Annotated in this window: 21 protein-coding genes, 1 tRNA gene and 2 pseudogenes; 14 read left to right on the forward strand and 10 right to left on the reverse strand. The window is 62.7% G+C overall.

Annotation, left to right across the window (positions count from 1 at the left end):
* A pseudogene (locus MESS4_RS34195) lies at positions 1-313 on the reverse strand (hypothetical protein); the annotation flags it as partial.
* Positions 314-380: 67 nt separating this feature from the next.
* On the opposite strand from MESS4_RS34195, the gene MESS4_RS07155 reads away from it, so the two are divergent.
* On the forward strand, positions 381-1,709 hold the full coding sequence (locus tag MESS4_RS07155) for a glycosyltransferase (RefSeq protein ID WP_036240842.1): 1,329 nt from the start codon (positions 381-383) through the stop codon (positions 1,707-1,709).
* A gap of 180 nt (positions 1,710-1,889) precedes the next feature.
* A pseudogene (locus MESS4_RS31830) lies at positions 1,890-2,045 on the forward strand (DapH/DapD/GlmU-related protein); the annotation flags it as partial.
* A gap of 242 nt (positions 2,046-2,287) precedes the next feature.
* On the opposite strand, the gene MESS4_RS07160 reads toward MESS4_RS31830, so the two are convergent.
* A tRNA-Arg gene (locus tag MESS4_RS07160) sits at positions 2,288-2,364 on the reverse strand.
* 208 nt (positions 2,365-2,572) lie between these two features.
* On the opposite strand from MESS4_RS07160, the gene MESS4_RS34335 reads away from it, so the two are divergent.
* Together MESS4_RS34335 and MESS4_RS34340 are read left to right on the forward strand one after the other, a co-directional pair.
* A complete protein-coding gene (locus MESS4_RS34335) occupies positions 2,573-3,013 on the forward strand; it encodes a hypothetical protein (protein ID WP_244441066.1) in 441 nt (146 codons plus the stop codon).
* Positions 2,941-3,531, forward strand: coding sequence for a dienelactone hydrolase family protein (locus MESS4_RS34340; RefSeq protein ID WP_244441064.1), 591 nt, complete (start codon positions 2,941-2,943; stop codon positions 3,529-3,531). Before MESS4_RS34335 ends, MESS4_RS34340 begins: the two co-directional genes overlap by 73 nt.
* Before the next feature lie 121 nt (positions 3,532-3,652).
* Here MESS4_RS34340 and MESS4_RS07170 read toward each other — a convergent pair whose 3' ends face one another.
* Positions 3,653-4,816, reverse strand: a complete 1,164-nt coding sequence (locus tag MESS4_RS07170; RefSeq protein ID WP_006328351.1) for a M20 aminoacylase family protein — start codon at positions 4,814-4,816, stop codon at positions 3,653-3,655.
* A 230-nt stretch (positions 4,817-5,046) separates the two neighbouring features.
* Between MESS4_RS07170 and MESS4_RS07175 the strand changes: the two genes are divergently transcribed.
* Both MESS4_RS07175 and MESS4_RS07180 read left to right on the forward strand, forming a co-directional pair.
* Positions 5,047-6,219: a D-alanyl-D-alanine carboxypeptidase family protein gene (locus MESS4_RS07175; protein WP_006328352.1), complete on the forward strand. Its 1,173-nt coding sequence runs from the start codon at positions 5,047-5,049 to the stop codon at positions 6,217-6,219.
* Positions 6,220-6,223: 4 nt separating this feature from the next.
* Entirely contained in the window at positions 6,224-7,333 is a 1,110-nt protein-coding gene (locus tag MESS4_RS07180) for a GTP-binding protein (RefSeq protein WP_006328353.1), read from the forward strand.
* A gap of 36 nt (positions 7,334-7,369) precedes the next feature.
* Here MESS4_RS07180 and MESS4_RS07185 read toward each other — a convergent pair whose 3' ends face one another.
* The 5 genes from MESS4_RS07185 to MESS4_RS07205 all read right to left on the reverse strand — a co-directional run bounded on the left by MESS4_RS07185 (position 7,370) and on the right by MESS4_RS07205 (position 11,281).
* Positions 7,370-7,609: a sulfurtransferase TusA family protein gene (locus MESS4_RS07185; RefSeq protein ID WP_006328354.1), complete on the reverse strand. Its 240-nt coding sequence runs from the start codon at positions 7,607-7,609 to the stop codon at positions 7,370-7,372.
* 10 nt (positions 7,610-7,619) lie between these two features.
* Entirely contained in the window at positions 7,620-8,948 is a 1,329-nt protein-coding gene (locus MESS4_RS07190; protein WP_006328355.1) for a murein L,D-transpeptidase family protein, read from the reverse strand.
* Positions 8,949-9,167: 219 nt separating this feature from the next.
* Positions 9,168-10,118 carry an acetyl-CoA carboxylase carboxyltransferase subunit alpha gene (locus tag MESS4_RS07195; protein ID WP_006328356.1) on the reverse strand — a complete coding sequence of 317 codons (951 nt, stop codon included), beginning with the start codon at positions 10,116-10,118 and terminating at the stop codon, positions 9,168-9,170.
* Between the two features lie 99 nt (positions 10,119-10,217).
* The gene (locus MESS4_RS07200; RefSeq protein WP_006328358.1) at positions 10,218-11,135 is read right to left on the reverse strand and encodes a site-specific tyrosine recombinase XerD; all 918 of its coding nucleotides are present in this window, start codon (positions 11,133-11,135) and stop codon (positions 10,218-10,220) included.
* Positions 11,132-11,281 carry a hypothetical protein gene (locus MESS4_RS07205; RefSeq protein WP_006328359.1) on the reverse strand — a complete coding sequence of 50 codons (150 nt, stop codon included), beginning with the start codon at positions 11,279-11,281 and terminating at the stop codon, positions 11,132-11,134. Before MESS4_RS07205 ends, MESS4_RS07200 begins: the two co-directional genes overlap by 4 nt.
* Positions 11,282-11,551: 270 nt before the next feature.
* Here MESS4_RS07205 and MESS4_RS07210 point away from each other — a divergent pair, with 270 nt between their 5' ends.
* From MESS4_RS07210 to MESS4_RS07225, 4 genes are read left to right on the forward strand one after another with little or no spacing between them, the layout of a single operon-like run.
* On the forward strand, positions 11,552-12,157 hold the full coding sequence (locus tag MESS4_RS07210) for a shikimate kinase (RefSeq protein WP_036240844.1): 606 nt from the start codon (positions 11,552-11,554) through the stop codon (positions 12,155-12,157).
* On the forward strand, positions 12,154-13,290 hold the full coding sequence (gene aroB / locus MESS4_RS07215; protein ID WP_036240845.1) for a 3-dehydroquinate synthase: 1,137 nt from the start codon (positions 12,154-12,156) through the stop codon (positions 13,288-13,290). The genes MESS4_RS07210 and aroB overlap by 4 nt, the downstream gene beginning before the upstream one ends.
* Positions 13,287-14,186, forward strand: coding sequence for a transporter associated domain-containing protein (locus tag MESS4_RS07220; RefSeq protein ID WP_006328361.1), 900 nt, complete (start codon positions 13,287-13,289; stop codon positions 14,184-14,186). The genes aroB and MESS4_RS07220 overlap by 4 nt, the downstream gene beginning before the upstream one ends.
* A 42-nt stretch (positions 14,187-14,228) precedes the next feature.
* Positions 14,229-15,032 carry an alpha/beta hydrolase gene (locus MESS4_RS07225; RefSeq protein ID WP_244441065.1) on the forward strand — a complete coding sequence of 268 codons (804 nt, stop codon included), beginning with the start codon at positions 14,229-14,231 and terminating at the stop codon, positions 15,030-15,032.
* A gap of 3 nt (positions 15,033-15,035) precedes the next feature.
* On the opposite strand, the gene MESS4_RS07230 is transcribed toward MESS4_RS07225, so the two are convergent.
* Positions 15,036-15,338: a BolA family transcriptional regulator gene (locus MESS4_RS07230; RefSeq protein WP_006328374.1), complete on the reverse strand. Its 303-nt coding sequence runs from the start codon at positions 15,336-15,338 to the stop codon at positions 15,036-15,038.
* A 193-nt stretch (positions 15,339-15,531) separates the two neighbouring features.
* Between MESS4_RS07230 and MESS4_RS07235 the strand changes: the two genes are divergently transcribed.
* From MESS4_RS07235 to MESS4_RS07250, 4 genes are all read left to right on the forward strand, one after another.
* Positions 15,532-16,161 carry a J domain-containing protein gene (locus tag MESS4_RS07235; protein WP_006328375.1) on the forward strand — a complete coding sequence of 210 codons (630 nt, stop codon included), beginning with the start codon at positions 15,532-15,534 and terminating at the stop codon, positions 16,159-16,161.
* A gap of 123 nt (positions 16,162-16,284) precedes the next feature.
* The gene (gene cobS / locus MESS4_RS07240; protein ID WP_006328376.1) at positions 16,285-17,271 is read left to right on the forward strand and encodes a cobaltochelatase subunit CobS; all 987 of its coding nucleotides are present in this window, start codon (positions 16,285-16,287) and stop codon (positions 17,269-17,271) included.
* An 11-nt stretch (positions 17,272-17,282) separates the two neighbouring features.
* Positions 17,283-19,181 (forward strand): cobaltochelatase subunit CobT, encoded by a 1,899-nt coding sequence (gene cobT / locus MESS4_RS07245; protein WP_006328377.1) that lies wholly within the window; start codon positions 17,283-17,285, stop codon positions 19,179-19,181.
* On the forward strand, positions 19,178-20,206 hold the full coding sequence (locus MESS4_RS07250) for an esterase-like activity of phytase family protein (RefSeq protein WP_006328379.1): 1,029 nt from the start codon (positions 19,178-19,180) through the stop codon (positions 20,204-20,206). The genes cobT and MESS4_RS07250 overlap by 4 nt, the downstream gene beginning before the upstream one ends.
* 39 nt (positions 20,207-20,245) lie before the next feature.
* Here the strand turns inward: MESS4_RS07250 and MESS4_RS07255 are convergent, their stop codons facing one another.
* On the reverse strand, positions 20,246-20,920 hold the full coding sequence (locus MESS4_RS07255) for a hypothetical protein (RefSeq protein WP_006328380.1): 675 nt from the start codon (positions 20,918-20,920) through the stop codon (positions 20,246-20,248).
* Between the last annotated feature and the right edge of the window lie 126 nt (positions 20,921-21,046).

Raw genomic sequence — 21,046 nt, forward strand, 5'->3', positions numbered from 1 at the left:
CCCCGCGTTGTGAGTTCAGCGTTGGAAATGGCACTTCCACGGGCCAACTATGCGTATGGACAATTTGCGTTTCGCTCGGAATAGCCGCCCGGCATTCGGCGTCGGTCGAGGCGTGCCGGACCTCGCACAGCGGATGACTGGAGCCAGCTCCGGCTATCAGCACAACATGATGCCCAAGACGAACCAGCTCCGTTGCCAGCCAATCGACCTGATTCCGCCGTAACCCCGACAGGGTATCACGCCTCTCAGAACGAGCGTCACTCGCAATGTTCTTGCCACCCCAATCCCTTTCCCAAGCAAGTTTCAGTTGCATCACGGATCCAAGCATTGTCAAGATCGGGCCAAATCGTAGAAGCCCCGAACCCCTTTTTTGGCGCCGCATGCATATCGTCCAGATATGCTGTCGCAAGGTACGGAACATTCGTTTGTTAAAGTCATGCTTTTTCTTCGCGGCAGACGCCAAGTATTTTCCCTATGGCGTGCTGGCTGCGCGTCGTGTGCTCGACATATCTGCGCCGATGCAGGGTTTCATCCTGCAGATAGGCGTCAGCGACAGCGACCTGCAGGTCGCAAATCGGATTCTCGATGGCCAGGTCACGATCGTGGATGTATCGAATTTCCTGGCGGGGCTGGTGCTCAATCCCGGTCATCTCAGCCTCGCTATATATATCCGGTTGTTCGCCGACAGGTTGCGCGAGTTCGAACCGTATGATCGCGTTGTCTATGCAGACAGCGACGTGCTGTTCAATCGATCTGTGGCCGACTTGGCCAACTCGGAGTTGCGGGCGCCGCTCCTGGCCGCTCACGACGAGCAGAGCTATTTCAATCCGCGATATCGCAAACGCCTGTCGATGCAGCCTGGCGCTCCGCGGTTCAATTCCGGGATCCTGATGTTCGACATGGCGCAGGTCCGTCACCAGGGACTTCTCGATCGCGCGCGACAGGTTGCATTGGAGAACGACGGCCTCGACCAGGACGCATTGAACGTCGCTTTCGAAGGCAAATGGCAGACGATGCATCCGTTCTGGAACGTGATGACGAACTACAGCAGCCAGATACCGTTCGATAGGGCATATGCCCGGCATTTCAGTTGGGGCAAGCCGTGGGATCGTCGGCCAATCGGTGTCGAAGTCGATGCTTTGGCAATCTATCGCGATCTCTCAAAGGGCACGCCCTGGGCTGATCGCTTCAATCAAGGGCTGCCGATCAAGCGAGGCGCCCTCAAGAGTCTGGGTCGAAAGTTCGACGCCATCAGCGGCTTCCTGATTAATGACGAGAAGCGAAAGCGTCGATCCCGCTATGATGCGGAACGCGCAAGCGCCATCTTTGCTCTTCATGCTGAGCAGGGGCTTATGGCCGTAAGCTTTTCCGAAGTCATTGCCGGCTTTGCAAAAAAAGGCTGCGTCCTAGACCTTGGAGCGGCAACCTGCGATATGAAACGGCCTCAAGGCGTTTGTCCCAGCATCGTGCCAGCTCTGTGCGATCATCGGAGTGGCGCCGGCGCCCGAGCAGACGAAGTCAGCTCGGGCATCCCGAGAATACGCGGGCCGATTGCGCTGACGTCAGGTTTGATATCGGCCAAGCAGGGAGGGAGGACAGCATGGCGTTTGCTAGGACATTGCGAACCAAACTTGGCCTGCGCCGCAAGAAACCCTTGCCGAAGTTCGCGTCAGTCGGCCGCCGGACCTATGGGGTCAATCCGGGAATGATATTTGGCTGCGCAGAGCACGCCGAGTTGAAGATAGGTGCCTTTTGCTCGATCGGAAACGAAGTGCTTTTCATGTGCCGGGCAAATCATCCGACATCACTGGTTTCCACTTACCCCTTCAAGGTCAAAATGACGAAGGAGGTTCCAACCGAAGCGGACCTCCTGCTCAACGGCAACTTGCTTGCAGATAGGCAACGACGTCTGGATCGGGCGCCGCGCCATCATTATGCCCGGCATAGAAATAGGTGACGGTGCGGTCGTCGGCGCCGGGGCGATCGTCACCAAGGACGTTCTTCCGGTTGATTGGAACCAGCAGCGATCCCTTCTGGGCTTCTAGTCACAGCCCCAGTCCGTTCGGCTTTTCATCCTCGGCGATACACATGGCCGGTCTCTCTGCATCGACTGTGAAAACAATAGGGCACGGAAAGCCGGTCAGAGAGACGGGCCTTGAAAACTCGGCAATTACAGAGACCGACTGGGCGTTTGAGCCCGACTGTTTAAGGGAAGCCCAGTCTAACCCGCGGAAACGTCGACCGAATTTCGAGCCAGTCGAAATAGCCAAAACTAACAGTGACTGAGTGGTGATCCCGACAGGAATCGAACCTGTGACCTACAGATTAGGAATCTGCCGCTCTATCCTACTGAGCTACGGGACCACGCGGCCCGACACATAGCCGCTTCGGGGCGGTTCGCCAAGAGGCTGGCGGCACGCAATCAGCGGGCGCGATCCACGCACGCGGTACCTGGCGATAGTGATGTCCTTGCACATCCACAGGCAAGCTGGGTAAATTGCCGCTTGCGCCTGACCCAAACCTTGGCGCGCGAGTTGCCGGCGATCGATCTGCTTCTGGGAGACCGATATCTATGACAAGGCTGGGCATATTGTTTATCTCTCTCGCTATGGCGCTATTTTGCGCTTCGTCCGCATTCGCATTGGACGAAAAGCTGGAAGTGAAATCCCGCACGCTTGCCGACGAGGACTTCCTGCGTGGCAACACGATGGCGGGCACGCCGGTGACGCTAACCGGCTACCTCAGTGGCCCGGAAGGCGTGGACAAGCTGCCGGTCGTCGTCTTGCTGCATGGCTCGGATGGACCGAGCAGCGGCGCGGTATGGGGTTGGGAGCGGTTTCTGAACGGCATGGGCATCGCAACGCTGAGCCTCGACAGCTACACCGGGCGAAACCTCACCCAGGTTTCGACCGATCAATCTGTTTTGGTCAATTCACACAAATCTACGATGCCTACAGAGCCGTCGATACGCTCGCCGCCCATCCTCGGGTCGACGCATCGCACATCGCCGTGATGGGTTTTTCACGCGGTGGCAATGCGGCGCTGTACTCGGCAATGACGCGATTCCAGAAGTCATTCGGGCCGACCAAAGCGCGCATCGTGGCGCATCTACCTTTTTACCCTGCCTGCAATTTCCAGCTTGTCGGCGAATTGGAGGTTGCCGAGGCGCCAATCCGGGAATTCCACGGCGCCGATGACGATTGGACGCCCGCCGCGACCTGTCGCTCCTACATCGGTCGCCTCGCCGCGGCTGGCAATGATGCAACGATGACAGAGTATAAGGGCGCGCGGCATAATTTCGATAGCCCGAAAAACCCTGCACTTTGGATTGATTCCGACGTCCAGACTTCGCGAAATTGCATGCGCAGGGAAGAGGATGGGAAACTCCTCAATGCCGCAACCGGCCGCCCTTTCAGTTATTCAGATGCTTGCGTGGAATATGGCCCGAGCTCGCAGTACAATGACGCGGCTGCAACCGCGGCGCAGGCGGCTGTAAAAGCGTTCTTGGCAGAGGTCTTCGCGGGAAAGTGAGCGTCGCAGGAGTGGTGTGTCATTATTTGCCGGCTACCCACCTCAGCGTCGCTGCCGTGCCGGGAGTTCAGTCCCGGCACGTCACCGATACGGGTCGTTGCTGTGCGCCCGATTACGGCAGCTACGCCGCCAGCGCCGTTTCCGCGAGCTTCACCCAGTAGCTCATCCCGTGTGGGATGACCTCGTCGTTGAAGTCGTAGGCCGGGTGGTGGAGACCGGCGGTGTCGCCATTGCCGATGAAGATGAAGGCGCCAGGCCGGGCTTCCAGCATATAGGAGAAATCCTCGCCGCCCATCACCGGCTGGATGGCGCGATGCACCTGGGCATCGCCAGCGACTCCTGCCGCGATATCGCTGGCAAAGACCGTCTCTTCCGCATGGTTGAAGGTGACGGGATAGTTGGCGTTGTAATCGACCTCGATCGTCGCGCCGAAGGCCGTGGCCACACCCTCGCAGATGGTGCGGATGCGCTCCTCGGACTTCTTGGCGATCTCCTTCTTCAGCGTGCGCACAGTGCCGGCGATCTCGGCGCTCTCGGGAATGACGTTGTAGGCGTCACCGGCATGGAATTTCGTCACCGACACCACGACCGCCTCGACCGGATCGGTGCTGCGCGAGGCGATCGTCTGCAGCGCGCCGACGAGTTGGCTGGTGATGACGATCGGGTCGATCGTGCCGTGCGGCATCGCCGCATGGCCGCCCCGGCCCTTGACGGTGATGGTGAATTCGGCGGTCGCCGCCATGATCGGGCCAGGCCTGATGGCGAACTGTCCGACCGGCAGCCCCGGCATATTGTGCATGCCGAACACCCGGGAAATGTCGAAGCGGTCCATCATGCCGTCCTTGACCATCTCGTTGCCGCCGCCGCCGCCCTCTTCGGCGGGCTGGAAGATCACCGCGACGGAGCCGGTGAAATTGCGGGTCTCGGCAAGATATTTGGCGGCGCCGAGCAGCATCGCGGTGTGGCCGTCATGGCCGCAGGCATGCATCTTGCCCGGAACGGTCGAGGCGTAGGCCTTGCCGGTGATCTCGTTGATCGGCAACGCATCCATGTCGGCGCGCAGCCCGATTGTCGCGCCGTCGCCCTGGCGGCCGCGGATGATGCCGACGACGCCGGTCTTGCCGAGCCCGGTCACCACTTCGTCGCAGCCGAAGGCCTTAAGCTTGTCGGTGACGAAAGCGGCAGTCTTGAAGACGTCGAAATTCAGCTCTGGCATCTGGTGCAAATGGCGGCGCCAGCCGGCGACCTCGTCCTGCATTTCGGCGGCGCGGTTGAGGATTGGCATGATGGTTCCATTTCGCTGTTGGAGCAGACAGGTTGCGCCTGCTGTTTTGCAATTGTGCCTGCTCGTTTACAATTGTCATTCAGGCGCTTTGCCATCTTGGCGTCACATAGGGTAAATAGCACCGCAACACGGTGATCACGTTAGAGGGGCGGATTCACTTTGCTGGCGATCGCGTAGAAATCTTACGGAGCCAGGGGCGACTACGGCAAGAGGCGATTTCGGATTCTACCATGCGGTACAGGCATTTCCCTAGACTTCTACTGGCGGGCGCCGTGGCATTTGCGGCGCTGGCTGGACCGGCTCTGGCCAATCCGACGGTCGTGTTCGATCTGAACAGCGGCAAGATCCTCCAGCATCAGGATGCTTTCAAGCGCTGGTATCCAGCCTCGCTGACCAAGCTGATGACCGCCTATGTGACGTTCCGCGCGATTGCGGCCGGCGAGGTCCAGCTCGATTCGCCGATCAAGGTGACGAAACATTCCGCCGGCGAACCGCCGAGCAAGATGGGCTTCAAACCGGGTTCGGTGATGCGGCTCGACAATGCGCTGAAGATGATGCTGGTCAAATCGGCCAACGACATCGCCATGGCCGTCGGCGAGAATGTCGGCGGTTCGCAAGCCGCTTTTGCCGAGCGCATGAACGCCGAGGCGCGCAGGCTCGGCATGACCGGATCGCATTTCGTCAATCCGAACGGGCTCTATTCGCCGGAACAGTATACGACGGCGCGCGACCTCGCTTTGCTGGTCATGGCGATCCGCAAGGAGTTTCCGCAATATGTCCCCTGGTTCTCGATCGAGGGCCTGGCAGTCGGCAAGAAGGAGATCCCGAACTACAATCTCCTGATCGGCCGCTACCCCGGCGCCGACGGCATGAAGACGGGTTTCGTCTGCTCCTCGGGCTTCAACATGATCGGCTCGGCAACGCGCAATGGCCGCACGCTGGTCGCCGTGGTGCTCGGCGAACAATCGGCCATCACCCGCGCCGAGACGGCGGCCAGACTGCTCGATCAGGGTTTCGCGACGCCTCAGCCGAACTGGGTCACGATCGCGGCGCTGCCCGCCTATGGCGACACGACATCGGTCAACGACCTGCGCGATGAGCTTTGCAAGAAGAAGCCGGCCGAGGAACAGTCGGAGGCCGCACCGCCCGTCGGCGACAAGGATGTGCCGAAGTCGCCCTATCAGGAAAAGCTCGACCATGTGCCGACGCTGGTCTCGGTCGGCCTTGGCGGCGCCACCGGGCCGAAGCCGAAGGCCATGCTCGATGAATCCGGCCAGGAATATGCCGATGTGCCGCTGCCGACCTGGCGGCCCGATTTGCCGCCGCCGGCCGGCGCCGAGCCGACAGTGATCGGTTCCGCCACCGCGGCCCAGGGCGACGAACCAGCGAAGGTCTTGAATTAGGCCAATGGCCGGCTTTCCCATCCCCGTCTCGGTGCTGACCGGTTTTCTCGGCGCCGGCAAGACGACGCTGCTCAACCGGCTGCTCAGGGATCCCGCGCTGGCCGACACCGCGGTCATCATCAACGAATTCGGCGAGGTGGCGATCGACCATCTCCTGGTCGAACAGGCCTCCGACGGCATCATCCAGCTTTCCGACGGCTGCCTCTGCTGCACGGTGCGCGGCGAACTGGTCGATACGCTGGCCGATCTCGTCGACCGGCTGCAGACCGGCCGCATCGCCCGGCTTGCCCGCGTCGTCATCGAAACCACCGGCCTTGCCGATCCCGCGCCGGTGCTGCAGTCGATCATGGCGCATCCGGCGCTGGTCCAGGCCTTCCGGCTCGACGGCGTCATCACGCTGGTCGACGCGGTCAACGGTGATGCGACGCTCGACAATCACGTCGAGGCGGTCAAGCAGGTGGCCGTCGCCGATCGCATCGTGCTGACCAAGGCCGATCTGGCCGCCGATCCGCGCGAGGTCGAGGGCCTGAAAGCCCGGCTGCGGCAAATCAATCCGGGTGCGGAAGTGCTCGATGCCGGCGACAGAAGTACAGGCGTGGCGGCGCTGTTTGATTGCGGCCTCTACAATCCGGCCACCAAATCCGCCGATGTGCAGCGCTGGCTGGGAGAAGAGGCGCACCACGATCATGACCATGGCGACCACCATCATGGCGACCACCATCACGGCGAGCATGAGCACCGGCACGATTCCCGCGTGCGCTCCTATTCGCTCGTTCATGACGGACCGGTGCCGTTTTCGGCGATCGAGATGTTCCTCGACCTGCTGCGTTCGGCGCATGGCGAGCGCCTGCTGCGCATGAAGGGCGTCATCGAGCTCAGGGAAGACCCGTCGCGGCCGCTGGTCGTGCATGGCGTGCGGAAGATCCTGCATCCGCCGGTGCAACTGCCGTCCTGGCCGGACGGCCAGCGCGGCACGCGGCTGGTGCTGATCACGCTCGACATGCCGGAAGACTATGTGCGGCGGCTGTTCGCGGCCTTCACCAACAAGCCCTCGATCGACACTCCGGATCGTGCGGCGCTGGAGGACAACCCGCTGGCGATTGCCGGGCGGTAGGCTTTTTCGCCTATCTATAGTTCGCAAGCGCTGATCTCAGGTGGCCCCGCCGCGCTCGACCAGAAAGCGATGGCCGCCGGAAACCGCTGCCGTTTCGACCAATTGATGGCCGCTCTCGGCACAGAAGGCGGGAATGTCGATGACGGCGAGCGGGTCGGTGGTCTCAAGCCAGAGCCGGTTGCCCGGCTGCATGGCGGCCAGCCGCTTCTTCGCCTTGAGCACGGGCAGGGGACAGTTCAGGCCCTTAAGATCGTAAACAGCAGCGCGCTTGGCCAAGGCGAGACTCTCAGCCGCCGAACATGCCGAGCAGTTTGTTCTTCAGCTTTGTTACCCTGCTTTCATCGGCATTCGCCGCCTGCGTCTCGGCCGGGGCGGCCTCGGGGGGCGACGCGATCGTCGCGGTAGCGACAGGCGCTTCGGCCGCGGCCCTGGCCTCCTCCTCCTCGGCCAGCGAATTAATCCTGGCCGTTTCCTTTTCGGCCAGAGCCTGAGCCTTGGCCGCTTCTTTCTCGGCCTTCGCTGCTTCCATGGCGGCAAGCCTCTGTTGCTCGGCCTTCTGCTTGGCGGCGTTCTCGGCGTCGGCCGCGGCCATCTTGCGACCGGCCGGCGAATCGATGCGGCCCATGCGCACCGTCTCGCTCACCGAGCCGTCGGCGTTGAGCGACGGCGGCTCGATCGGCACGCGTTCGCCGCGGGCGCGTCGCTTCGACCAGTCGGAAACGATGCTGGCTTCCTTGACGCCGGCAATCGTCGGCCTGGGCGCCGGCACCGAGGCCTTGACCGCGCCGTTGAAGGCCGCGTCATAAGTGCTCTGGTAGGCGCTGTAGGCGGTTTTAAGCGAATCCGGCTGCGTGGTCGCGGGGCAGGCGCCGGTCGGATTAAACGCCGCGCCATCGGCCGCCACCTGGTTGAAGACATAGCGCTTCTCGCAGACATCGACTTTCGGCGGCACCTTGGTGATTTCGAAATTGTCGTAGCCGACCTTCAGCATCTTCCAGAAGTCGTAGTTCGGGTCTTTGCGATAGCGCGCCATGTTGGCGGCGGTCATGCGGAACGGAAAGGCCTGGATCTGGAACTCGGTCTGTCCGCCCTGGAAGGCGTCGCGGCCGAAGGTGTAGATCTGCTCGATCTGCGCGTCGGTCATCGAATAACAGCCCGACGACGAGCAGGCGCCGTGGACCATCAGATTAGTACCGGTGCGACCGTTGGCGCGATCGTAGGCGTTGGGATAACCGATGTCGAAGGAAAGGTGGTAGTTCGACCTCGGATTCATCTGCGCCGGGCGGACCGTATAGAAACCCTCCGGCGCCTGCCGGTCGCCCTCGGTGTATTTCGGCCCGAGCTTGCCCGACCATTTGCAGATGTCGTAGCTGGCGACCATGTCGTAACGGCCGCTGGTCCTGGCCTTCCAGATTTCGAGCTTGCCCTCTTCCTTGAAGATGCGGGCCATCACCGGCGAGGTGCGGGCCATGCCTTTGGCCTTCATGTCGGCCAGTATCTTGTCCGACAACGGCTTGTTGGCCGAGGGGGCAAAGTCCTTCATCGAGGAATCATTGCAGCCGGCGACGCCTAGGGCGGCGATCAGAAGTCCGGTGCGGGCAAGGTGGGCAAACATGGATGTCGCTATGTCTTCATCTTTTCGGACCGCGGGCTTAGGCGTCGCAAGGTCCGCACGCTGAACATTGATGGACCCTAATCCCGTTGACCTTGAAAATTCCTTACCGCAAGCGCTGGGCCCATTCCCCCACGGCAATCTGATTGAACCGAATGCAAAGGCAATTTTGTGGCGAAAGCGCCCAATCTCGCCACATTGCGGCACCGAAACCGGTTTGCGCTAAAGGTTGCGGCCCATCGACAGGTATTTCTCGCGGCGCTGCTCGCGAAAATCGGTGTTGGCGCCGGAAAACTCCTTCATCGTCCTGGCGATGAGGTCGCCGGTCGAGGCAATCACCGTTTCCGGGGCACGATGGGCGCCACCGAGTGGCTCGGGAATGATGGCGTCGATGATCTTCAGTTCCAGAAGATCCTGGGCGGTGATCTTCATGTTGGTCGCCGCATCCTTCGAGCGGGTGGTGTCGCGCCACAGGATCGAGGCCGCACCTTCCGGCGAGATCACCGAATAGATGGCGTGTTCGAGCATATAGACGCGATTTGCGGTGGCAATCGCAATGGCGCCGCCAGAGCCGCCTTCGCCGATGACCACCGAGATCGACGGCACCTTCAGGCCGAGGCAGGCCGAGGTCGAGCGGGCGATGGCTTCCGCCTGGCCGCGTTCCTCGGCGCCGACGCCGGGATAGGCGCCCGCCGTGTCGACCAGCGTCAGCAACGGGATGTTGAAGCGGTCGGCGAGTTCCATCAGCCGCACTGCCTTGCGGTAGCCTTCGGGCCGCACCGAGCCGAAATTATGCTTGAGCCGGCTCGTCGTGTCCGAGCCCTTTTCCTGACCGATGATCGCCACCGGCTCGCCGCGGAAACGCGCGAAGCCGCCGACGATCGCCTGGTCCTCGCCGAAGTTGCGGTCGCCGGCCAGCGGCGTGAAATCGCTGAACAGAGCCTTGATGTAGTCGACGCAATGCGGCCTGTCCGGATGGCGCGCCACCTGCACCTTCTGCCATGGGGTCAGGGCCTTGTAGGCGTCGCGCAGCGCGTCGCGCGAACGCTTCTCGAGACGGCTGATCTCATCGCCGACATCGACGGCCTCGCCATTCTCGGCAAGCTTCTTCAGCTCGAGGATCTTGCCTTCGAGATCCTGGACCGGCTTTTCGAAATCGAGGTAATTATACATTCTTGGGCGGACCGATAGACCGGAAGGCAATGACTGACGGAACCCTTGAAATCAAGGCTCCGAGCGGCGAAACGTCGTCCTCACATAGCGATATGGCGCCTAGTCGGCAAGCGGATGATGGTCGTTGACCAGCCTTACCAAGCGCTCCTCCAGCACATGCGTGTAAATCTGCGTCGTTGAAATATCGGCATGGCCGAGCAACTGCTGCACGGCCCTGAGATCGGCGCCATTCTGCAAGAGATGGCTGGCGAAAGCATGGCGCAGCACATGCGGCGATATTTTCGCCGCTGAAATGCCGGCCCTGGCCGCGAGGCCCTTCAGGTCGCGGGCAAAGACCTGCCTGGAGAGATAACCGCTGTCGCTTGCCGCCGGAAACAGGAACGGACTGTCGGCGAAAGCCGGCACCGTGGCCCGGGCAGTGAGCCAGGCCCGCATCGCGCTGCGCGCCTTGGCCGATAGCGGCACCATGCGTTCCTTGTCGCCCTTGCCGCGCACCATGAAGAAGCGGTCGTCGCGCAGCGCCACCGTCACCGGCAGGCCGACCAGTTCGGAAACGCGCAGGCCCGTGGCGTAGAGCACCTCGACCAGTGCATGCAGGCGCAGCGCCGCCAGGCTGTCGCCATCGTTGAGCGTGGCATCCCTTGCCTCCTCGGCCGCCCGGTCAATCAGCCGGCCGGTATCGGCCTCGCTCATCGTCTTGGGCAGCGGCCGGCCTTTCTTCGGGCTGTCCAGCGTTCCTGTCGGGTCGTCGCCGCGCAGGCCCTCGGCATAGAGAAACTTGAAGAATTGGCGGATCGCCGACAGTTTGCGCGCCTGCGAGGTGGCGGCAAAGCCACGCGCGGCGATGTCGTCGAGATAGGCGCGGATATCGGCGGCTCCGGCGCCCGCCAGCCCGCCGCCGATCGCGGCCGAGGCGTCTTCGAGGTCGCGGCGATAGGAAGAGAGCGTGTTTTCGGCCGCGCCTCGCTCGGCGCTCATCATTTCCAGGAAGGCTTCGATGCTGGCCGCGCTGTTCATTTTTTGGGATTCAGCCGTTCTGAAGGGATGCGTACGCTCATTTCCGTCTTTCTCGGCTCGACGAACATCGCCAATGCGAACATCGCGCCATAGACAATGCCGGCCAGAATCGTGAGCGTCACGACAAAGCGGAACAGTGTCGGCATCAATTTTTGCCCGTCTTTTTGTTCTGCGTTTCCAAACCCTGTGCCCTTATGAGACGCCAATCCGGCCAATTCAAGGACGAAGCGCGCACAACGCCGGGCGCCCGCCGCGCTTGACGCAAACAGGCTTTTGATGTCGATACCCGGCAAAGAGGGCGCGTCGCGTTTGAAACGGATTCATGCGACGCGCTTTGAGTTTTGATTTTATGCATGTCGTTATTGCAAAACCGCTGCGCACTTTTGCGCGACATGCATTAGAAACATCTGGGTGTCATGAACGCACTGCCAGCAAATCCTCCTGACGAGAGCCATGCCGCGCTGCTCGGCCTGTTGGGCAACCGTTCCATCGTCTTTATCGGCCTCATGGGTGCCGGCAAGACGGCGATCGGCCGCAAGGTGGCGACGATGCTGGGCTTGCCTTTCATCGACAGCGACCAGGAGATCGAAAGCGTGTCACGCATGAGCGTGCCCGAACTGTTCGAGCGCTATGGCGAAACCGAGTTCCGGGCGCTGGAGCAGCGCGTCATCCTGCGCGTGCTGGAACACGGCCCGCAGGTGCTGTCGACCGGCGGCGGCGCCTTCATGAATGCGCAGACGCGGGAGGCGATTGCCGGCCATGGCGTATCGGTATGGCTGAAGGCCGAGATCGACCTCTTGATGGAGCGCGTTTCCAAGAAGCAGAACCGGCCGCTCCTGAAAAGCGCCGATCCGCGCGCCGTGCTCGAACGGTTGATGGCCGAGCGCTATCCGGTCTATGCCACCGCCAATGTCACGGTGCCGACCCGCGACGACCGCAAGGAGGTCATCGCGGCCGAGGTGGTGGACGCGCTTTGCGGGCATTTCGGCGTTGCAGCCGTGACAGGCGAGGTGCGGTCGTGAGCGCCGGTACGGCAGTCACCGTCGAGGTCGGGCTTGGTGAGCGCGCCTACGACATACTGATCGGTCCGGGGCTGCTTGAACGCTCCGGCATGGAAATCGCGCGGCGCTTGCCAGGCACGCGCGCCGCGGTGGTCACCGACGACAATGTCGCCGCGGCACATCTCGAAACGCTGAAGGCCGGCCTCGAAAAGGGCGGCATCCAGCCCGCCGTCATCACGCTGCCGGCAGGCGAGAAGACCAAGAGCTTTGCGCATCTCGAAGAGGTGGTGGACGGCGTGCTGGCCGCGAGACTCGAGCGCGGCGATGTCGTCATCGCGCTCGGCGGCGGCGTCATCGGCGACCTTGCCGGCTTTGCCGCCGGCATCTTGCGGCGCGGCATGAATTTCGTGCAGATCCCGACCTCGCTGCTCGCCCAGGTCGATTCCTCGGTCGGCGGCAAGACCGGCATCAACAGCGCGCGCGGCAAGAACCTCGTCGGCGTCTTCCACCAACCAAAACTGGTGCTGGCCGACACCGAAGTGCTCGACACGCTGCCGATCCGGGAATTCCGCGCCGGTTATGCCGAACTCGCCAAATACGGGCTCATCGACCGCCCGGATTTCTTCGCTTGGCTGGAGGAGAACTGGCGCGAGGTGTTCGCCGGTGGCCCGGCGCGGGCCAAGGCCATCGCCGAGGCCTGCCGCGCCAAGGCCGATGTCGTCGCCCGCGACGAGTTCGAGACCGGCGATCGCGCGCTGCTCAATCTCGGCCACACTTTCGGCCATGCGCTCGAAGCCGCCACGCATTATGACGGCGCCCGGCTCGTCCATGGCGAGGGCGTCGCCATCGGCATGGCGCTGGCGCACCGGTTTTCGTCACGCCTCAATCTGGCGAGCCCCGACGATGCGGCGCGCGTCGAGGCGCATCTGCGCGCCGTCGGCCTGCCTTGGCGCATGGCCGACATATCAGGCGAATTGCCCAACGCCGAGGCGCTGCTTTCATTCATCGCCCAGGACAAGAAGGTGTCGCGCGGCGCGCTGACCTTCATCCTGACGCGCGGCATCGGCCAGGCCTTCATCGCCAAGGATGTGCCGGCGTCGGAAGTGCTGTCGTTTCTGAAGGAGAACCGGGCCCTCAAGGAGAACCGCGCGTGAAGGCCGAGACCGGCTGGATCGTCGCCGCCACGCTTGCTGGGCTCGCCCTGCTGGCCTTTGTCCTTCGCGTGCGGCTGCTCGCCGCCTTCGGCCATGAATTGCAGCGCATCGAGCCGCAGCGTTCGAGCCATGACGAATTGCGCGGCGCCGTCGATGATTTTCGCCGCGACGGCCAGGTGGTGCGCGAGGATCGCGACCGTATCGGCGGTCTGTTCGACCTCGCCGAGCTCGAAGTGTCCGATGTCATGGTCCACCGCACCAACATGCGCTCGGTCAATGCCGACAATCCGCCGGAAGCCGTGGTGCGCGAGATCCTGCAGAGCCCGCACACCCGCATGCCTTTGTGGAAAGGCTCGCTCGACAACATCGTCGGCGTGCTGCACGCCAAGGACCTGCTGCGCGCGCTGAACGATGTCGGCAACGACTTTTCCAGGATCGACGTGATGAAGATCGCGTCAAAGCCGTGGTTCGTGCCCGACACCACGACGCTGCAGGAACAGCTCAACGCCTTCCTGCGCCGCAAGGCGCATTTCGCCATCGTCGTTGACGAATATGGCGAAGTCGAAGGGCTGGTGACGCTGGAGGACATCATCGAGGAGATTGTCGGCGAGATCGCGGACGAGCATGATGTCGAGATCCAGGGCGTCAAGCAGGAGGCCGATGGTTCGGTCGTCGTCGACGGCACGGTGCCGATCCGCGACCTGAACCGGGCGCTCGACTGGGACCTGCCGGACGAGGAAGCCACGACCATTGCCGGTCTCGTCATCCACGAGACGCAGTCGATCCCGGAGGAGAAACAGGCCTTTACCTTCCACGGCAAGCGCTTCGTCGTCATGAAGCGCGACAAGAACCGCATCGCCAGGCTGAGGATACGCCCTGCCGGCGACGTGCTTTAAATCTTTGGCGGCCGGACACTCTGCCCCGGCGCTCAGGAGATGATGGTGATCGATCGGCGAACCTTGCTTCTGGCGTCAATAGCGACGCTGCTGCCGCCCAGCGCCTTTGCGGCATGGCGTTCGCCGTCTCCGCAAACCCTCGACTATGGACCGGCCAGGCTCGACATCTATTCGCGCGATGACGCAAGCTCCCTGCCTGTCGTCTTTTTCATCCATGGCGGCGCGTGGCGGATCGGCAGCCGCACCAATGTGAATTCAAAGCCGGCCTTTCTGCTCGACAATGGCTTCTGCTTCGTCTCCATCGACTATCGCATGCTGCCTGAGGCCGATGTCGCCACCCAGGCCGATGATGTCGAAGCGGCCTATCGCTATGTGCGCGCCAATATTGCCCGCCATGGCGGCGATCCCAAGCAGATCGCGGTCATGGGTCATTCGGCCGGCTGCCATCTTGCCGCACTGACCGGCTTGCGCGGCGGCTTGCCGGGCGTCGCGGCGCTCGTCCTCGACGATACCAGGGCCTATGATCTTGAGGCGCTGGCCAGGAGCGGCGGCATGACACGCACTTATGCCCGGGCCTTTCCCGATCCGGCGCAGTGGCGTGCGTTGTCGCCGGCCGCGTATATCGAGGGCCGCAAACACCCGCCGATCCTTGTCGCTTACTCGCGCGCACAGGGGAGGGAGCAGGATTCCACGGCCTTCGCCGCGCGTTTGCGCGCCTCCGGGACCGAGGTCACGCTGTTCGACGGCAGCGCCTATTCGCACATGTCGATCAATCGCGATTTCGGCGAGGAGGGCGACGCCTTGACCGCCGCGGTGATGATTTTCCTGAAGTCGGCGCTCGGCTGACCCCTACCACCTGGTCTTTTCATCCGGCGCTGACGGTTCGATCGCCAGCGCGTGCACGCCGGCCTTCAACTCCTCGGCCAGCAATTCGTTGACCGCGCGGTGGCGGTCGATGCGGCTCATGCCGGCAAAGGCCGAGGAGACGATGCGGACGCGGAAATGCGTCTCGCCGGTGCCGTCATAGGCGCCATGATGGTCGGAGCCATGGTGGTGATGGCCGGCATGGAGATGGCTTTCGTTGATGATGACGAGCCGCTCGGGCGAGAACGCCTTTTTCAGCTTGTCTTCCATCGTTGTCTGTATGGACATTCACACTTCCCTTCACCACATTTAGCGGGCAGTTGCTCCCGAAAATCGGTAACTCTCTTTCGCGTCCGAAGGACGCGCAATGCCGTCGCCGCGACAAAATACGCCAATCGCCCGTTTTATGCCGCGATTCAGCGGTTAGGGCGATCAACGCGAAAATGTCAATTCTTGTTTCGCACTAGCGAACAGCCCATAAATGGGTGAGATGAAACCGTACCCCAAATATTTCGAGAAGCTTCGCATCCGGCCGGAGAAGGACGCGGAGCTGAAGTCGCGCTCGCCGATCTGCCAGTGGGATGGCTGCAAGGAGGCCGGCACCCATCGCGCGCCGGTCGGCCGCATGAAGGAGGGCGAGTATTTCCAGTTCTGCTTCGATCATGTGCGCGAGTACAACAAGGGCTTCAATTACTTCTCCGGTGTCCCCGACACCGAGATCGCCCGTTTCCAGAAGGAAGCGATGACCGGCCACCGGCCGACCTGGAAGATGGGCATCGCTGGCGCCTCGACGCGCTCCTCGCCCGACTTCGCGCAGCAGCGCTCCGGCCGCGCCGGCTACTACAACCGCATGCGCGATCCGTTCGACTTATTTAAAGGGCCAAAGGACCCGCGCGAGGCGCGCGAGCGCAAGGCCAAGCCGCTTGAGGCCAAGGCGCTGGAAACGCTTGGCCTTGATACAAAGGCGACTGGCAAGGAAATCAAGGCGCGCTATAAGGAACTGGTGAAGCGTCACCATCCGGATGCGAATGGCGGCGACAGAGGCTCGGAAGACCGGTTCCGCGATGTGCTTCAGGCCTATCGCGTGCTCAAGCAGGCAGGATTGTGCTGAGCAACCTTTCGGTTTGTGTCGTTTTCCAACTTTCATAAGGTTGGAAAAGGCTCTAAGACCGCCCCCGGACAAAATAGATTGCCGGCGAAATCAGGCGTTTCGCCCGTGGAGACGTTGATAGAGATGAACAAGGTCGATCGCGACATCGCCAACCTGCCCGACACCACAGTGTCGGTGAAGGACAAATTTGGCTTCGACTCCAAGATGGTGGTGCCGGCCTATTCGGTGACCAGCGAGCATGTGCCCGACATCGATCCGGACTATCTGTTCGACAAGAACACGACGATGGCGATCCTCGCCGGCTTCGCATACAACCGCCGCGTCATGGTGTCGGGCTATCACGGCACCGGCAAATCGACCCATATCGAGCAGGTCGCCGCCCGCCTCAACTGGCCCTGCGTGCGCGTCAACCTCGACAGCCATGTCAGCCGCATCGATCTCGTCGGCAAGGATGCGATCGTCGTCAAGGACGGGCTGCAGATCACCGAATTCCGCGACGGCATCCTGCCCTGGGCCTACCAGCACAATGTCGCGCTGTGCTTCGACGAGTATGACGCCGGGCGTCCGGACGTGATGTTCGTCATCCAGCGCGTGCTGGAATCGTCGGGCCGGCTGACGCTGCTGGACCAGAGCCGTGTCATCCGCCCGCATCCGGCCTTCCGGCTGTTTTCCACCGCCAACACGGTCGGGCTGGGCGACACCACCGGCCTCTATCACGGCACCCAGCAGATCAACCAGGCGCAGATGGACCGCTGGTCGATCGTCACCACGCTGAACTATCTGCCGCACGACAATGAGGTGAACATCGTGCTGGCCAAGGCCAAGCACTATCGCGACGGCAAGGGCAAGGAGATCGTCAACAAGATGGTGCGTGTCGCCGACATGACGCGCTCGGCCTTCATCAATGGCGATCTTTCGACCGTCATGAGCCCGCGCACGGTCATCACCTGGGCCGAGAACGCCGAGATTTTCGGCAATATCGGCATGGCGTTCCGGTTGACCTTCCTCAACAAATGCGACGAGCTGGAACGCTCGGTCGTCGCGGAATTCTACCAGCGCGCTTTCGGCGAAGATCTGCCGGAATCAGCGGCCAATGTGGTGCTGGGCTAAGCAGAGTCTCGATGGCGGGTCCGGGCGACAACACGCGCAACAAGTCGAAGACGGGGGCTGAAGCCGACAGCTTCAAGCGCGCCGTCACCGTCTGCATGCGCGCCATAGCCGGCGACAAGGAGCTTGAAGTCGGCTTCGCCAAGGACCGGCCGGCGCTTGCCGGCAGCCGGGCACGGCTGCCCGAGTTGCCGAAGAAGGCGTCGAAGGCCGACATCGCCATCACCCGCGGCCTCGGCGATTCCATGGCGCTGAAGCGCGCCTGCCACGATGCGCGCATCCACAACAAGCTGGCGCCCGAGGGCAAACAGGCGCGCGCCATTTACGACGCCGTCGAGCAGGCCCGCGTCGAGGCGATCGGCAGTCGCGCCATGCAGGGCGTTGCCGACAATATCGGCTCGATGCTCGAGGACAAGTACGCCAGGGCCAATCTCGTCGACGTCAAGGACAAGGCCGACGCGCCGATCGAGGAAGCGCTGGCGCTGATGGTGCGTGAAAAGCTGACCGGCCGCACTGTCCCGAAGAGCGGCGAGCGGCTGGTCGACCTCTGGCGCCCCTGGGTTGAGGAGAAGGCCAGCGCCGATCTCGACGGTCTCTCGGCCAAGCTCGACGACCAGCAGGCTTTCGCCCGCGTCGTGCGTGAGATGCTCGCTTCCATGGAAATGGCCGAGGAACTCGGCGACGACCAGGAGACGGAAGACTCGGAAGACAATGACGACAACCAGCCGCAAGGCGAGGAGCAGAGCGAGGAGGGCGGCGAGGACGATTCAGGCTCCGAACAGTCGCAGTCCGACGATACCGAGGCTTCCTCCGAGGATGAGCAGTCGGCCGAGACCGAGGCCTCCGACGCCACCGCCGACGATCTGTCCGACGATGACGATGCGGACGCCGAGACGCCCGGCGAGGCGCGCCGCAACGACAATCCCTTCTCCAATCTGTCGAAGGAGATCGACTACAAGATCTTCACCACGACCTTCGACGAGACCGTGGGCGCGGAGGAACTGTGCGAGGAAGAAGAGCTGGATCGCCTGCGCGCCTTCCTCGACAAGCAGCTTGCCAATCTCTCCGGTGTCGTCGGCCGGCTCGCCAACCGGCTGCAAAGGCGCCTGATGGCGCAGCAAAACCGTTCCTGGGATTTCGACCTCGAAGAGGGCTATCTCGATCCGGCGCGGCTGGTGCGCATCGTCATCGATCCGATGCAGCCGCTGTCGTTCAAGCAGGAGCGCGACACCAAGTTTCGCGACACGGTGGTTACGCTGGTGCTCGACAATTCGGGCTCGATGCGCGGCCGGCCGATCACGGTCGCGGCCACCTGCGCCGACATACTGGCGCGCACGCTGGAGCGCTGCGGCGTCTCGGTCGAGATCCTCGGCTTCACCACCCGCGCCTGGAAGGGTGGGCAGGCGCGCGAGAAATGGCTGAAGGAAGGTAAGCCGCCGACCCCGGGCCGGCTCAACGATCTGCGCCATATCATCTACAAATCCGCCGACCATCCGTGGCGGCGGGCGCGCCGCAACCTCGGCCTGATGATGCGCGAGGGCCTGCTCAAGGAAAACATCGACGGCGAGGCGCTGCTGTGGGCGCACAACCGCCTGATCGCGCGGCCGGAGCAGCGCAAGATCCTGATGATGATCTCGGATGGCGCGCCGGTCGACGATTCGACGCTGTCGGTCAATCCGGGCAATTATCTAGAACGGCATCTGCGCGCCGTCATCGAGCTGATCGAGACGCGCTCGCCGGTCGAGCTGCTCGCCATCGGCATCGGCCACGACGTCACCCGTTACTACAGGCGCGCCGTCACCATCGTCGACGCCGAGGAACTGGCAGGCGCCATGACCGAGCAGCTGGCGTCGCTGTTTGGCGAGGAAAGCGCGCGCGAGACCCGGCGCGGCGGCATGCGGCGCGCCGGATGATCCTTTCGCGGGGCGGCTTTCGGCAGACGCTTTTCGCCACCGCAGCGCTGTTCGTTGCCGGCATTGCCCTGTCGCCGGCCATTGCCGGCCCAGAGTCGGTTGAGCCGATCGAAATTTCCGCCCGCCCGATCAGTGCGTTCCGCATCGGCAGTTCGGAGAAGAAATTCGGGCCGCTCGAATTCGTTGGCGGGCTGGAAATGACCTCGCCGTCGCGCGATTTCGGCGCGCTATCGGCCTTCCGCTTCCTCAAAGCCGGCAGCGACTTCATCGGCGTTGCCGACACCGGCTTCTGGTTCTTCGGCACGGTTACCCACGATGCCGACAAGCGTCCTTCGGGCTTCCAGAACTTCCATATGCAACAGATGGCCGACGCATCGGGACAGCCGGTCGACGAGAAAGGGGAGGTCGACGCCGAAGGCCTCGCGGTCAAGGACGGCATCGCCACCGTCGGCTTCGAGCGCGACCACCGGGTTACCCAATTCAACGTCGATCCGGACGATATGAAGGCGTCGTTCAAGCAATTGGACTTCCTGATTCCGGCCTGGGAGCTTCGTCGCAATCGCGGCTTCGAGACCGTCACCCGCGCCAATCCTTACGGGCAGCACGAGGGTGGCCTGGTCGTGGTGTCGGAAAAGAGCCTCGACAAGGCCGGCAACATCTTTGCCGCCATCATCGAAGGGCCGAGGAAGGGCGTCTTCACCGTCAAGCGCAATGGCGATTTCGACATCACCGACGGCGCCTTCCTGCCCAACGGCGACCTTTTGCTTTTGGAGCGCAGCTTTACCATGGCCGGCGGCTTGAAGATGCGGCTGAGGCGCATTTACGGCGAAAGCGTCGAGAAGGGCGCCGTTGCCGATGGGCCGGTGCTGATGGAAGCCGATATGAGCTACCAGATCGACAATATGGAAGGGCTCGACATCTGGACCCGCGACGACGGCGCGCTGATGGTGTCGCTGATCTCGGACGACAACCACTCGATCCTGCAGCGCAACCTCTACCTGGAATTCATCCTGCACGAGGATTGAGGAAAGTCGGCGTAGGGCCTGGCGTTGGCGGCAGCAGACCTACCGCGCGTTGGTCGCGAGCCAGATGATTTGGCGTGCGCCACGCTTGCCGTTGGCGCGGGTCTTGATCTCCTCGACGGCGAAGCCTGCCTGCTTGAGCCGCCGTGTGAAGCCTGCGTCCGGTCCCTGCGACCACACCGCCAGCACGCCGCCGGGCTTGAGCGCGGCACGGGCGGCGCCAAGGCCGGCGGCGCCGTAGAGAGCATCATTGGCCTTGTAGACGATCCCTTCCGGGCCGTTGTCGACGTCGAGCAGAATGGCATCCCAGGCCGACTTGTCGGACCTTATGATGTGCGCGACATCGGCCTCGTGGATGGAAACGCGAGGATCGTCGAGACAGCCGTCGAAAATTTCGGCTATCGGGCCGCGCGCCCAGGCGACGACAGCGGGGATCAGTTCGGCAACGACGATGCCCGCGTCGCTGCCAAGCTCGGCAAGGGCGGCGCGCAGCGTAAAACCCATGCCAAGGCCGCCGATCAGGATTTTGGGCTCAATGCGGCCGGCGATCCTTTGGCAGGAGAGCCTGGCCAGCGCTTGCTCGGAGCCGCTGAGGCGGCTGTTCATCAGCTCGTTGGCGCCGAGCATGATCGAGAATTCGGCGCCGCGCCGCTTCAGGCGAAGCTCTTGTGCGCCATCAGGCGTGCGGGCTGAATCGATCTGGACCCAAGGGATCATGCTCTACCTCTAATCATGATCTTGTCCGAAAAACCGGGTGCCACTTTTCGGGATCATGCCCCTAGTCGCTCGTTTCAACCAATTCGAAAGGATTGAGTGATTCACTTTTGCAGCCACTCTTGGCGA

Origin of the sequence: Mesorhizobium sp. STM 4661 (genome assembly GCF_000359125.1) — a bacterium.
In the GTDB taxonomy this organism is placed as follows: Bacteria; Pseudomonadota; Alphaproteobacteria; order Rhizobiales; family Rhizobiaceae; genus Mesorhizobium.